Origin of the sequence: Flavobacterium sp. N502536, assembly GCF_025947345.1 — a bacterium.
Classification (GTDB): Bacteria; Bacteroidota; Bacteroidia; order Flavobacteriales; family Flavobacteriaceae; genus Flavobacterium.
Genome location: NZ_CP110011.1, coordinates 2,579,658 through 2,592,885, shown reverse-complemented (window position 1 = coordinate 2,592,885; position 13,228 = coordinate 2,579,658). Strand labels below are relative to the sequence as shown.

The 13,228-nt window shown below is 35.7% G+C and carries 9 protein-coding genes and 1 pseudogene; 6 read left to right on the top strand and 4 right to left on the bottom strand.

Features of this window, described 5'->3' with window-relative positions:
• Nucleotides 1-109: 109 nt before the first annotated feature.
• The gene (locus OLM61_RS11230; protein ID WP_264522786.1) at nt 110-532 is read left to right on the top strand and encodes a DUF1573 domain-containing protein; all 423 of its coding nucleotides are present in this window, start codon (nt 110-112) and stop codon (nt 530-532) included.
• A 77-nt stretch (nt 533-609) separates the two neighbouring features.
• The gene (locus tag OLM61_RS11225) at nt 610-1,146 is read left to right on the top strand and encodes an RNA methyltransferase (RefSeq protein ID WP_264522785.1); all 537 of its coding nucleotides are present in this window, start codon (nt 610-612) and stop codon (nt 1,144-1,146) included.
• A 72-nt stretch (nt 1,147-1,218) separates the two neighbouring features.
• On the opposite strand, the gene folK is transcribed toward OLM61_RS11225, so the two are convergent.
• Entirely contained in the window at nt 1,219-2,358 is a 1,140-nt protein-coding gene (folK, locus tag OLM61_RS11220; protein ID WP_264522784.1) for a 2-amino-4-hydroxy-6-hydroxymethyldihydropteridine diphosphokinase, read from the bottom strand.
• Nucleotides 2,359-2,416: 58 nt separating this feature from the next.
• Nucleotides 2,417-3,604, bottom strand: a complete 1,188-nt coding sequence (locus OLM61_RS11215; RefSeq protein WP_264522783.1) for a carboxypeptidase-like regulatory domain-containing protein — start codon at nt 3,602-3,604, stop codon at nt 2,417-2,419.
• 203 nt (nt 3,605-3,807) lie between these two features.
• Here OLM61_RS11215 and sppA point away from each other — a divergent pair.
• The 3 genes and pseudogenes from sppA (at nt 3,808) to OLM61_RS11200 (ending at nt 9,293) form a co-directional block, all read left to right on the top strand.
• Nucleotides 3,808-5,564, top strand: a pseudogene (gene sppA, locus OLM61_RS11210) (signal peptide peptidase SppA).
• Nucleotides 5,565-5,577: 13 nt separating this feature from the next.
• Nucleotides 5,578-6,525 (top strand): alpha/beta hydrolase, encoded by a 948-nt coding sequence (locus OLM61_RS11205; protein WP_264522782.1) that lies wholly within the window; start codon nt 5,578-5,580, stop codon nt 6,523-6,525.
• A 173-nt stretch (nt 6,526-6,698) separates the two neighbouring features.
• Entirely contained in the window at nt 6,699-9,293 is a 2,595-nt protein-coding gene (locus OLM61_RS11200) for an AsmA family protein (RefSeq protein ID WP_264522781.1), read from the top strand.
• Between the two features lie 45 nt (nt 9,294-9,338).
• Here the strand turns inward: OLM61_RS11200 and OLM61_RS11195 are convergent, their stop codons facing one another.
• Both OLM61_RS11195 and OLM61_RS11190 read right to left on the bottom strand, forming a co-directional pair.
• Nucleotides 9,339-10,418 carry a glycosyltransferase family 9 protein gene (locus OLM61_RS11195; RefSeq protein ID WP_264522780.1) on the bottom strand — a complete coding sequence of 360 codons (1,080 nt, stop codon included), beginning with the start codon at nt 10,416-10,418 and terminating at the stop codon, nt 9,339-9,341.
• 240 nt (nt 10,419-10,658) lie between these two features.
• Nucleotides 10,659-11,453, bottom strand: coding sequence for a DUF2797 domain-containing protein (locus OLM61_RS11190; protein WP_264522779.1), 795 nt, complete (start codon nt 11,451-11,453; stop codon nt 10,659-10,661).
• A 249-nt stretch (nt 11,454-11,702) separates the two neighbouring features.
• Here OLM61_RS11190 and OLM61_RS11185 point away from each other — a divergent pair, with 249 nt between their 5' ends.
• Nucleotides 11,703-13,211, top strand: a complete 1,509-nt coding sequence (locus tag OLM61_RS11185; RefSeq protein ID WP_264522778.1) for a GH3 auxin-responsive promoter family protein — start codon at nt 11,703-11,705, stop codon at nt 13,209-13,211.
• Nucleotides 13,212-13,228 lie beyond the last annotated feature (17 nt).

Here is a 13,228-nt window from a genome sequence, read left to right as displayed (position 1 = left end):
TTTGGAGGAATATAGAAGTCGTTCAAAAATTAAAATATTTTAAGCTTTTTTTAAGTTGAGATATAAGAATTTTACATAGATTTGTCATAATTAAAAAAGACTCTAAAAGATGAAAAAAATAATTTTAATCGCTATGTTAGCTGTAGTTGGAATTACAGCTTCTAACGCTCAAAGCGCTAAAAAAGGTAAAGCTCCTAAAGTTGAAGGTGCTGGAATGGCTTTCGAAACAGAAACTATTGATTACGGAACTATCGCTCACAATGCAGATGGAAAACGTGAGTTTGTTTTTGTAAACAACGGAACAAAACCATTAATCATCACAAACACAACAGGATCATGTGGTTGTACTGTACCAACAACTCCAAAAGAGCCAATCGCTCCGGGAGCTAAAGGTATTATTGGTGTAAAATATGCTACTGACAGAGTTGGTGCTTTTACAAAAACAGTAACTGTTACTTCTAATGCTGAAGGACAACCAACAAAAGTTCTTACTATTAAAGGTACTGTTTTACCAGATCCGGTAAAAAGCTAATCTGAAAAGTAAAATAAAATAATTAAAAAAGCTTCCTTATCTTTGGAGGCTTTTTTTATGACCTGAATACAAACAATATGAGAAAACTTGAAAATAGCGAACTGGACCGAAAATCAATTGAAGATTTTAAGAGATCAGACAAAACTCCCTTAATTTTAGTCTTAGATGATATTCGCAGTCTGCACAATATTGGATCTGTGTTTAGAACCGCCGATGCTTTTTTGATCGAAAAAATAATCCTGTGTGGCATTACCGCCACTCCACCCAATAAAGAAATCCACAAAACAGCTCTTGGCGCTACCGAAACTGTAGCCTGGGAGCATCACGAGAATGTACTCGAGGTGATCGAAAATCTTAAAAAAGAAAATGTACTGACGCTTGCCATTGAACAGGTGGAGAGCGCTATTTTTCTTCAGGATTTTAAAACCGAGGAAAATCAAAAATATGCATTGGTTTTTGGTAATGAAGTTTACGGTGTTGCTCAGGAAGCCGTTGCGCTTTGCGATGGTTGTATTGAAATTCCGCAATTAGGCACCAAACACTCTTTAAACATTGCGGTAAGTGCCGGAATTGTTGTTTGGGATCTGTTTCAGAAATTAAACTGGCCAAAATAGGCAATGAGGCAATTAGATAATTAGAAAATGAGGTAATTGATTAAGGAATTATCACATTTTCTAATTGACTAATTATCTAATTAAAATCTTCTTCTGAATTTCATCTAAGATAAAAAGATAATCCTTGTGGTTTTTCACAAAATCGCGATCTGAAACGTCAATAATCAGTACGTTCAGATCGGTTTGAGATTTAATGTACTCCAAATAACCGTTGTTGATTTTATCCAGATAACCGGCCTCAATATTCTGTTCGTAATTTCGTCCGCGTTTCCTGATATTTTGCAGCAATCTTTCCGTATTCTGATACAAATAAATATACAAATCAGGTTTTGGCATTTCTTTATAGATGATATCAAACAAATTTCGATACAAGCGATATTCATCTTCTGCAAGGGTAATTTTAGCAAAAATCAAGGACTTAAAGATGTGATAATCGGCTACAATAAAATCCTTAAACAAATCAAACTGTGCCAGATCATCTGATAACTGCTGGTAGCGATCGGCCAGAAAAGACATTTCCAACGGAAAAGCATAGCGATTTTGATCTTTATAAAATTTAGGCAAAAACGGATTATCGGCAAAACGCTCTAAGACTGTTTTAGCATTAAAATCTTCGGCTATTTTTTGCACCAAAGTCGTTTTCCCTGCTCCGATATTCCCTTCAAAAGCAATATAATTGAAGTTTTCGAGTACAATTTCGCGCAAAGGATTTTTCAAATGCTGAACGACTTTGCAAATACTATCGTCCGGCGAAATGGCAATTAACTCTGAAACAGATTTCTGAAAAACTGGGTGTTTCCAGTCTAAGCTTAAATCTTGCATAGGAAGCAAAACAAAATTTCTGTTTTGCATTAATGGATGTGGAATCTGTAATTTTTCAGACTCAATAATTTCATCATCAAAAGTAATCAGGTCAATATCGATAATCCGGGATTGATACCCTTGTTGCTCCAACCTGATTCGACCTAATTGTTTTTCGACTTTTAAAACCTGACTTAATACTTTTTGTGCCGATAAGTAGGTATGCAAAACCAGCGCGCAATTATAAAATGCATCGCTTTCAAACCCCCAGGCAGGAGTTTCATAGAGTTTTGAAACTCTGATTACAGTCCCCACTTCTTTATGTATCAAACTGATACACGTTTCGATGTTTGCTAACCTGTCTCCCTGATTACTGCCTATTGATAAAACGATCTGATGTTGTGACTTCATAATTAATGCAAATTAACTAAAACTATTTTAGAATTAACCACATTATTTGATTCAAGAACTAGAAGTTTCCATCTATTTCAAACTCTTTCTTGTTGTCTTTGTTTTCTGAAACCCGTTTCAAAAACGCACTTAAATCATTTGTTAACGGCAGCTGATTCTGGCTTTTCCAAAATTGTTGCGAGTACGGGTATTTGACTTTAAAAAGATCCTTATCCATCGACAGATTTGACTTTGCTTTTTCGGCAATAAAACTATTCGTTACAAAAAAATTGGTCGAATAATCGTAAAACGCTTTTTTCACTACTTCGTTTTCAAGCAATTCTACTCTAACCTCTGATTTTGCGTTATTCAGATAATATTTATGGGTACTGCTGCTTTTTTTATAGTTGGCGCTGATTTTTAAAACAGTCGTTCGATATTCGACTTTACCCTTTTTTTGAAACGGTATCTTTTCCTCATTATCATTAAAATCAAAATAGGTTTCTACAATAGCATAGTCGTCCTTGTTGATGATAAAATAACCACTCCTTTTTTGCCCACTCGCATTCTCCGTTTTTCGGATAAAACTAATTTTAAAAAAATTACCGTTTATCTTTTTTTCCTGAGTTAGCTCAAAGTCTTCCAGATTGATTAATATCATCGCATTTAAATCAAATAATTTTTCAAAACTCTGAAATTCAAAATACACAAAATCCTCCTTCACTTTTATTCCGGCTTTCCTCATATTCAAAATCTCTACTTCGCATTTATTATCCGGTTGTGATTTTGTTTTAAAAATACCCTTTCTCGATACTTTTCCATAAATATCCTGCAGTCGTTGCATTTCTCCATTTCTCTTCAAAACACAGCGCAAAAAGAAATTTTCATTGTAAGGTTCGAAGATATAATTCTCTTTCACTTTGGCATATGCTTTTTTCATGATTGCCATTTCGGCGCCCACTACTACCTCTTCCAATTCAATGGTTTTGCTTTCTAAAAAGATGGTGTCCTGTTTGTTTATTTCCGCAAAGCTGAGTTTAAGATTTTCATAGCCAATCAAACTAAAATTCAATTCATCCTGATCTGAAATAAAAGAAAAAGCACCGTCAGCATTGGTCATCGAGTTGTCTTTTTGATTGTAAACACTTACATTTTCCAAGGGAAGTTTTGTCAATTTATCGACTACTACTTTTTTAGTTTGTATTTTTTGAGCCCCGGCATAAAACCCAAAGAAGAAAAGGGTTAAAATGATCACTTTATCTTTCATAGTACAACAATTGTTTTCATCAAATATAAAATATTCTAAGCTCAAACAATATTTATCTTACTAAATATCTTATCTTTAATTTAATGTCCCAAAACATAGCAGTTACAGCTATTTCATCAAATTCTGTATTCAAATTACTTTGTTTTTAGACTACTTTTGTAACAAACCAACCTTTTTAGATACTTATTAAAAAAAATACACTTATGAAGTTTTTAGGAAATATAATTGCCACCGTTATTGGTATTTTTGTGTTTATTATCCTCTTCTTTTTTGGGGTAATTCTTATTGGAGCAATTTTTGGAGGAGACGATGCTGTTTCTGTCAAAAATGATTCTGTAATCGAATTAAATTTAAAACAAATTCAAAACGACTATGCCGGAAAGTACAAAGACCCTTGGGTAACTGTTTTCTCGGATAAAAAAGGCATCGGCTTAACCGATGTGATCAATGCTATCGAAGCGGCAAAAACAGATGACAATATTAAAGGAATTTCTATTTTAAATGACGAGTCTTCTTTAGGTTTGGCACAATACAAAGATTTGAGAAATGCGCTTGAAAGTTTCAAAAAATCAGGAAAATTTGTTTGGGCTTATGCCAATACCTACTCTCAGAAAGAATATTACCTTAATTCAGTAGCCAATACTATTTATTTGAATCCTGCCGGTGATTTAGACTTTAAAGGTCTTTCATCTGAGGTGATGTTCTTCAAAGATTTTCAGGATAAATCAGGTATCCATATGGAAGTGATTCGTCACGGAAAATACAAAAGTGCTGTTGAGCCTTTTCTTGAAAATAAGATGAGTGATGCCAACAGAGAACAAGTGACTGCGCTTTTAAACTCGATCTGGACTACTGTTTCAACGGATATTTCAAAAAGCAGAAATATTCCGCTGGCCAAATTAAATGAAATCGCCAATGGTTTATTAGCGAGAACTCCGGAAATGGCCAAAGCACAACATCTGGTAGATATTATTGCTTATGAGGACGTTTACCATAATGCAATCAAAAAAGCTCTGAAAGTAACGGGAGACGACGATTACAACAAGATTTCTATTTCAGATTATACGCAAAATAACATTACAACAGCTTTAACCAATACGGCAACGGATCAAATTGCTATTATTTATGCTCAGGGCGAAATACAAAGCGGTGAAGGAGATGTTACGGTAATTGGTGAAGGTTCTATGCGACGTTCTTTACAGGAAGCCCGCAAAAATGAAGATGTAAAAGCAATCGTCCTCAGAATAGACAGCCGGGAGGAAGTGCCTTAACTTCTGATCTGATCTGGAGAGAAATTGAGATTACCAAAAAAGTAAAACCGGTTGTGGTTTCTATGGGAAATTATGCTGCATCAGGCGGTTACTATATTGCGTGTAACGCCAACAAAATTTTTGCAGAGCGCAATACGATTACAGGTTCTATAGGTGTTTTCGGGATACTACCCAACTTTACGCCTTTAGCCAATAAACTGGGCATAAACACCGAACAGGTAAAAACGCATGAAAACTCGGCAAATTACAGCCCGTTTGTACGTGTGGACGAAAAATTTAAAGCCTTTACTTTAGAAGGTGTAGAACACATTTACAACACTTTTGTAACGCATGTGGCGGAAGGCCGAAAAATGACTTTTGCTCAGGTAGATGCTATCGCACAAGGAAGAGTCTGGTCAGGAAGTGAAGCTTTAAAAATTGGATTAGTGGATCAAATCGGAGGCTTGAATGATGCGATTGCTGAAGCGGCGAAAATTGCAAAAATCAAAACGTACAGCACACAAAACTATCCTGAATACGAAAAAACATTCAATGACCTTATTTCAAGATTGCCTTTTGCGCAATCAAAAGAAGCTTTTATTAAGGAAGAAATTGGTGAAGAAAATTACATGCTTATCGAGCAGGTAAAAAGACTTCAGCAACAAAAAGGCGTTCAGGCGATGCTTCCTTTTGGAATAAACATTAAATAATTCCATTTTAAAAATGAAAAAGTTATTTGCGCTTGCTGCTCTTTTGTTTCTGAGTTTTGTAAATGCCCAAAATAAAACGGAAGTTCCTTTTAAAGAAACTCCGATCGTTTTAAAAATCAACATCGATCAGCTTTTTGGTACGTTGACAATGCCGGATTTAAAAACAAAATGTCCGGTAGCCTTAATCATTTCGGGTTCGGGCCCTACGGATCGCAACGGCAACAATCCGATGATGAAAAACAATTCTCTGAAAATGCTGGCAGAAGCCCTGGCAAAAAACGGAATTGCCTCATTGCGATACGATAAAAGAGGAATTGGAGAAAGCAAACCATCGGCCATTTCAGAACAAACTCTTGTATTTGAAAATTACACTGAAGATGCCAAAAGCTGGATCAATCTGTTAAAGCAAGACCTTCGTTTTTCTCAGATCATTGTAATTGGACACAGCGAAGGCTCTTTAATTGGAATGATTGCCGGAGCAAAAGCCAATAAGTTCATCTCCATTGCGGGAGCGGGAGAATCTGCTGACCAATTGATCAAAACGCAAATTGCTTCTAAATCAAACAAACAAATAGAGGAAATGACTTTCCCTATTATTGACAGCCTGAAAAGCGGTCATACGGTAAATAAAGTAGATCCAATGCTGAATTCTCTTTTTAGACCAAGCATTCAGCCCTATTTAATTTCGTGGTTTAAATACAATCCGCAAACCGAAATCAAAAAGTTGAATCTCCCTATTTTAATCGTTCAGGGAAATCAGGATTTACAAGTAACCGTAAAAGATGCAGAACAGTTATCTCAAGCCAATAAAAATGCGGAACTCCTGATCGTTGACAAAATGAATCATATCATGAAAATCGTCGACGGAGACCATCAGGCCAATCTGGAAAGTTATAAAAACGAAAGTTTGCCTGTCTCCCAAATCATGATCGATAAGATTGTTTCTTTCATTAAAAAATAATCCCAATCATAAAATCCTTAAAAAACCGTTTGAATATATAATTCAGACGGTTTTTTGTTTTTAAGAAACAGGAGTATACTCTTATGTTTTACAAAAACTTTATATACGAACTCCACCAAAAAAAACTATTTTTGCAGCAATCAGTTAGCAATTTAACCCCTCAATTTATTTATATGTTAAAGAAAATTTTAAAAATAACAGCCATAGTTCTTGTGGTCTTAATAGCGGCCTTATTTGCCATTCCGTATTTCTTTAAAGATCAAATAAAAGCCAAAATTTCAGAAGCCATCAACGAAAGTGTTGACGCGAAAGTAAGTTTTACGGATGCCGATTTAAGTTTGTTTCGCAACTTTCCGAACGCCACAGTGGGGATCGAAAAACTGGTGATTATCAATAAAGCTCCTTTTGAAGGGGACACTTTGGTTTCGTTAGGCGAACTGAATTTGAAGATGAGCATTAAAGAGCTTTTTAAAGGAAAAGACGAACCTTTGAACATACAGGGAATCAGTTCTACAAATGGTCTGATCAATATTATTTTTAACAAAGATGGTGTTGGGAATTTTGATATTGCCCTAAAAAACAAAGAAAAAGAGGTGAAAGACGATAAAAGCAAACCGCTTTCGCTGAAAATTCAAAACTATAAAATTGAACAATTTACTTTCAGATATATCGATCAGGGATCTAAAATAAGAATGGTAATCGACAGTTTGAATCACGAAGGAACGGGTGATTTTACCAATTCAAAATTAGATTTGACAACAAAGTCTACGGCTAACGTTTCTTTGGATATGGATAAAATCAATTACATGAAAAATGTAAAACTGACTTTAGATGCTGTGTTAGGAATTGACCTTGAAAAGAGCAAGTATACGTTTAAAGAGAACAAAGCTTTAATCAATCAATTGCCTTTAGAGTTTGACGGATTTATTCAGATGGCAGATGCCAAACAAATTTACGATCTGAAGTTTAAGACGCCTACCTCATCTTTTACAAACTTTCTTGGATTAATTCCTTCCGCTTATGCTTCTAGTCTGGATGGTGTAAAGACTACCGGAGATTTTACAGTAGCCGGTTTTGCTAAAGGAGAACTGACGGAGACCACGGTTCCTAAATTTAATATTGCGATTGCTTCGAACAATGCTTCGTTTCAATATCCAAACCTGCCAAAGTCAGTTCAGAATATTGTAATTGATACAAAAATCATCAATGAAACGGGAATTCTGAATGATACTTATGTGAATCTGGATAAACTTTCTTTCCGAATTGATCAAGATGTTTTTAATGCCAAAGCCAACATTAAAAACATAACACAAAATCCGATGGTGAATGCCGCTTTAAAAGGGACGATCAACTTGTCGAATCTTTCTAAAGCGTATCCAATTAAGATGGACAAACCTCTTGCGGGTATTTTAAAGGCCGATGTTACCACACAATTTGATATGGCTTCTGTTGAAAAGAGTCAATATCAAAATATTAAAAACGCCGGAACAATGAGCTTGTCAGGATTTAAATATACCGACGAGAACAACAAATCGATGAACATTAGTACAGCATTGGTTGAGTTTAATCCGAGTACCATAAACCTGAAGAAATTTGATGCTACGACCGGAAAAAGTGATTTAAGCATTAATGGTGTACTGGAAAATTTCTATGGTTTTATGTTCAAAAAACAAGAGCTGAGAGGGAATTTCAATATGAGTTCAAACCAGTTAGCGGTTGATGATTTTATGACTTCGGGAACGGCTGCAACAGAGAAAACGGCTGCCAAACCATCTGAAGCCATGAAGATTCCTGCTTTTTTAAATTGTACTTTAAATGCCAAAGCGACTACGGTTTTATATGACAATCTAAAACTAAAAGACGTTTCGGGCAGGTTGATTGTGAAGGATGAAAAAGCAACTTTAGAAAACTTTAAAACATCGATTTTTGGCGGAACAATTGGTCTGAACGGAGCTGTTTCTACCAAAACAAAGGTGCCTACTTTTGATATGAATTTAGGTTTCAATCAGGTGGATATTGCGCAAACTTTTACGCAATTGGACATGATGAAAAAAATTGCTCCTTTGGCCGGAATCATCAACGGAAAATTAAATTCGACTATAAAATTAAACGGAAACTTAGACGACAAAGAGTTAACTCCGGACTTAAAATCGATTTCAGGAGATTTGATAGGTCAGTTGCTTTCGACTACTGTAAATTCTAAAAACTCAACGGTTTTAAATGCCTTAACTTCAAACCTGAAGTTTATTGATCCAAATAAAATAAATCTAAACGATATTAAAGCAGCCTTGACCTTTGATAACGGAAAAGTGAGTGTAAAGCCATTTGACATCAAATATCAGGACATTAAGATTACAGTTGGCGGAACACATGGTTTTGACCAAACGATGAATTACAATTTAAAATTAGACGTTCCTGCCAAATATTTAGGAAATGAAGCCAATGCTTTCCTGGCAAAAATGTCTCCTGCGGATGCTGCAAAACTGCAAAACATTCCGATAAATGCTATTGTTAGCGGTAATTTTTCGAATCCAAAAATAACAACGGATATGAAAAGTGCAGTGACAAGTCTGGCGGCACAGGTTGCGAATCAGCAAAGAGACAAGCTGACTCAAAAAGGAACTTCGGCCCTAAATGATTTTATCAATAAAAACACAAAGGCAAAAGACACCACAAAAGCAGCTGCAACCGAAAAAGAGCAGAAAACTCAGGAAGTAACTAAAAAAGCCAGCGACTTAATAAATGGCTTGTTTAAGAAGAAAAACTAAATAAAAAAGGCATCTACGGATGCCTTTTTTGTTGTTCTTATATTTTTAAATTGCTTGTCCGATAGTACTAAGCTTCCCATTATTCAGGATGGAGTTTATGATTTTCACATAATCCTTTTTGGTGTGCAAATTAATATCTATTCCGATACTGCAATTGTCGTAAGGTTCGTATTTTTTAAGGTTGGAGACCGAGAAGAGTCCAATTGTTGGAGTCTGTACTGCGCTGGCCAAATGCATGATTCCGCTATCGGCACCAATAAACAAGTCGGCATTGGCGATTACAGATCCTATTTCTCGGATGTCCTTGCTGTAAAAAGTTGGCGCCTGAAAGCCAATCTGCGAAACATTTTCTACAGGCAGAATTTCAATAATATTATAGTCTTTATATTCTTCCTTTAGTTGGGTGTAGAAGTTCTCCCACCACTCCTCTGGCAAGCATTTTGCGCCTGTTGCATAAGTAAAAATACAAATCGTTCTTTTAGAGTTTTGTACTAAATCAGTTAAGATTTTCTTTCCTTCCACAATTTCAGAAGAAGACAATCTAAGGTCAATCGGGGCTATTATTTTATTGCTTTTTGCTAATCCAAGTTTCGTTAAATAATTTCGGAAATTATAAACGGGGTATTTCGCAATATGATCGTAGTCATTTTTTAGAAGTTGAGATTCATCGTTTGAATCTCCGTAGAATTTATATTTAGCATTAGAGAACTGGACTGCTAAACGTCCTGAAGAAGAATTTTGATCGACATTGATCGCGATATCGTAGTTTTGTCTTTTTATTGAAATCCAGACATTCAGATATTGGAATAAATTGCTGAATGGTTTTTTAGGCAAACCGATTACTTTATTAATATTTTGATAATTTCCAAAAATCACCAGAGCTAAAGCTCCCTTAACAAACAAATCGACTTTACAATTTGGAAACATATCGGTGACTTCCTGAACAAGTGGTGTAATCAATAATAAATTTCCCAGTCTGGCATTTGGCCTACAGATCAAAACCCGCCTTACTTCGTTTTTATCTACTAAAACAATGTTCTGTTCTGTTCTTGGTTTTCCAATGTTCTTAGTGAGGTAGTGCATTAAGCTGCGCCTGACCACATTTACTCTTTTTAAAACACTCATCTTTTAACTAATTTATTGATTAAATATTTGTCTTTGGAAATTCAAAAAAAACTTTCGTTTATCCTTTTACTAAACTAGGTTCTCTTTAGATCTAAAATAAAAATCTTCTAATAAATAATTATTACAAAATTGTAATCAAATCTTTCAGGATTCAGATTACAACATGCTAAAAACAGTGTTATAAATATAATAAAAAATTAACAATCAATACTTTACGAGATATTTTTTCTCTCTAAAATGTTAAACCGCTATGCTCACCACATAACCTTCGGACCCTCTAACATTAAAAACGGTTCCATTTTCAAAAATCAGATACTGCCCTTTAATTCCGGTTAGTTTTCCCTGAAAAGTTGGGGTTTTATCCAGATTAAGACTTGTTACTTTAGTCGGATAATTTAAAACCGGATAGTGCAGTTCATACAAATCATTCTTTTGCGAATAAAAATATTCCTGTACTTCTGCCGGAATTAGGCTTTCCACTTTTGCTTTCTCGGCAAGCAGGTCAAAACTTTCACCTGTATTTTGAAGCATCTTTCTCCAGTTTGTTTTGTCGGTATAATGGTCTTTTAGTGCGACCTCCGTAATTCCGGCCAAATATCGGTTTGGAACTTCAACAATCGCAATCGCCTGAGTTGCTCCCTGATCGATCCAACGTGTCGGCACCTGAGTTTTACGGGTTACTCCAACTTTTACCTCACTCGCTAAAGCCAGATAAACCACGTGCGGCTGAAGCTGTACTTTTTGTTCGTACTCCAAATCCCGGTCTGCAATTCCCAGATGCGCCGTACTCAGTTCCGGGCGCATAATCCAATCACCAACGGCAGGGCTCGAATAAAAGCATTCATAGCAAAACCCTTGTCGGTAAATCTTTTTCTTCTTATGACAGTTCAGACATTCAAATCCCACAAAATTAATCTCAATTTCTTTGTTCAGTAATTGATTCATGTTTAGAAAACTGTCTTCGAAAACCAAATAATACTGAATTGGAGCCCCTATTTCAGTTTGCATTTTTGTAAGTACGCCTTGATATGTCATTAGAATTGAGATTGCTGATTGTAGATTTTAGATTGGCCTGCCTGAATTCTGAATTTTAAGAATTAAAATTCAGCTGAACCGGAATGTTTAATAAAAATAGAATGTTATTTTTTACAAAAAAACACTATTTTTGATACAACGGCAAAGTTAGTATTTGTCTTTCGATATTCAAATTTTAAGGTTCCTGATTTTACGCGAATTGTAAAATCTAAAATCTACAATCAGCAATCTAAAATATAAATTTCACTCATGCCCTTATCAATAATCAACTCTTTCGCTTCCTGGGTCCTAAAACAAAGGATACATCAAATAGAACTTTTTCTAAAATATCCGAATGAAGTTCAGGAAGAGCTGCTGCACAATTTGTTGACAGCTTCAGAAAATACTATTGTAGGGAAACAGTATGATTTTGCATCGATCAATTCTTATCAAACTTTTGCCGAAAGGGTGCCGATTGCTACCTACGAAGAGCTTCAGCCTTTGATTGAACGTACCCGACAAGGGGAACAAAATGTATTTTGGGAAACCCCTATAAAATGGTTTGCCAAATCGAGCGGAACTACAAATGCCAAAAGTAAGTTTATCCCTGTGAGTAATGAAGCCCTCGAGGATTGTCATTATAAAGGGAGTAAAGATTTACTTTGTCTGTACCTCAACAACAATGAGGATTCGGAATTGTTTCTGGGCAAAAGTCTCCGTCTGGGCGGAAGTTCCCAAATCTATGAAAACAACAATACCTTCTTTGGCGATTTATCTGCTATTTTGATTGAGAATATGCCTATCTGGGCTGAATTTAGCAGTACCCCGAGCAGCAAAACTTCGCTAATGAGCGAATGGGAATCTAAAATTGCTGCGATTATAAATGAAACGAAAAACGAAAATGTAACCAGTTTTGCAGGCGTTCCGTCGTGGATGCTCGTTTTAATGAATAAAGTTTTGGAGAATACAGGTAAAGAAAGTCTATTGGACCTCTGGCCAAACCTGGAAGTTTATTTCCACGGAGGTGTAAGTTTCTCCCCATATAAAGAACAATACAAAAAGATTTTACCAAGCAAAGATTTCAGATACTACGAAATCTACAATGCGTCAGAAGGCTTTTTTGCTATTCAGGATTTAAACAATTCGAGCGATTTACTGCTGATGCTGGATTATGGTATTTTCTATGAATTTATAGCCATGGATACCTTTGGTACTCCAAATCAAAAAGTAATTCGTTTGGCCGATGTGGAGCTCGATAAAAACTATGCCATTGTCATTACAACGAATTCCGGTTTATGGCGCTATTTGATTGGAGATACGGTTCGTTTTACTTCTCTAAACCCTTATAGAATCAGAGTAACAGGCAGAACCAAACATCATATTAATGTTTTCGGAGAAGAACTAATGGTCGAAAATACCGATCAGGCCATTGCCAAAGCCTGCCAGCTGACGCACACCGAAGTGATCGATTATACCGTTGCTCCTATTTTTATGCAGGACAAGGAAAAAGGAGCTCACGAATGGATGATTGAGTTCAAGAAAAAACCTGCTGATGTAGGGCTTTTTCAAAAAGTGCTGGATGAAACACTACAAACTTTAAATTCTGATTACGAAGCCAAACGTCACAACAATATGACTTTAAATCCTCTGGTGATTAATGTGGCACGCGAGAACTTGTTTTACGACTGGTTAAAAGAACGTGACAAGTTAGGCGGACAGCATAAGATTCCAAGGCTTTCGAATCAGAGGGATTATTTGGAGCAATTGAAAGAGATGTAGTTTTTGATAAGAACTTT

Bases quoted from the DNA above. Each gene is read 5' to 3' on its own strand.
- OLM61_RS11205 (WP_264522782.1), top strand. From the start codon at position 5,578: ATGAAAAAGTTATTTGCGCTTGCTGCTCTTTTGTTTCTGAGTTTTGTA.
- OLM61_RS11190 (WP_264522779.1), bottom strand. From the start codon at position 11,453: ATGACATATCAAGGCGTACTTACAAAAATGCAAACTGAAATAGGGGCT.
- OLM61_RS11225 (WP_264522785.1), top strand. From the start codon at position 610: ATGAGAAAACTTGAAAATAGCGAACTGGACCGAAAATCAATTGAAGAT.
- OLM61_RS11185 (WP_264522778.1), top strand. From the start codon at position 11,703: ATGCCCTTATCAATAATCAACTCTTTCGCTTCCTGGGTCCTAAAACAA.
- folK (WP_264522784.1), bottom strand. From the start codon at position 2,358: ATGAAGTCACAACATCAGATCGTTTTATCAATAGGCAGTAATCAGGGA.
- OLM61_RS11195 (WP_264522780.1), bottom strand. From the start codon at position 10,418: ATGAGTGTTTTAAAAAGAGTAAATGTGGTCAGGCGCAGCTTAATGCAC.
- OLM61_RS11200 (WP_264522781.1), top strand. From the start codon at position 6,699: ATGTTAAAGAAAATTTTAAAAATAACAGCCATAGTTCTTGTGGTCTTA.
- OLM61_RS11215 (WP_264522783.1), bottom strand. From the start codon at position 3,604: ATGAAAGATAAAGTGATCATTTTAACCCTTTTCTTCTTTGGGTTTTAT.
- OLM61_RS11230 (WP_264522786.1), top strand. From the start codon at position 110: ATGAAAAAAATAATTTTAATCGCTATGTTAGCTGTAGTTGGAATTACA.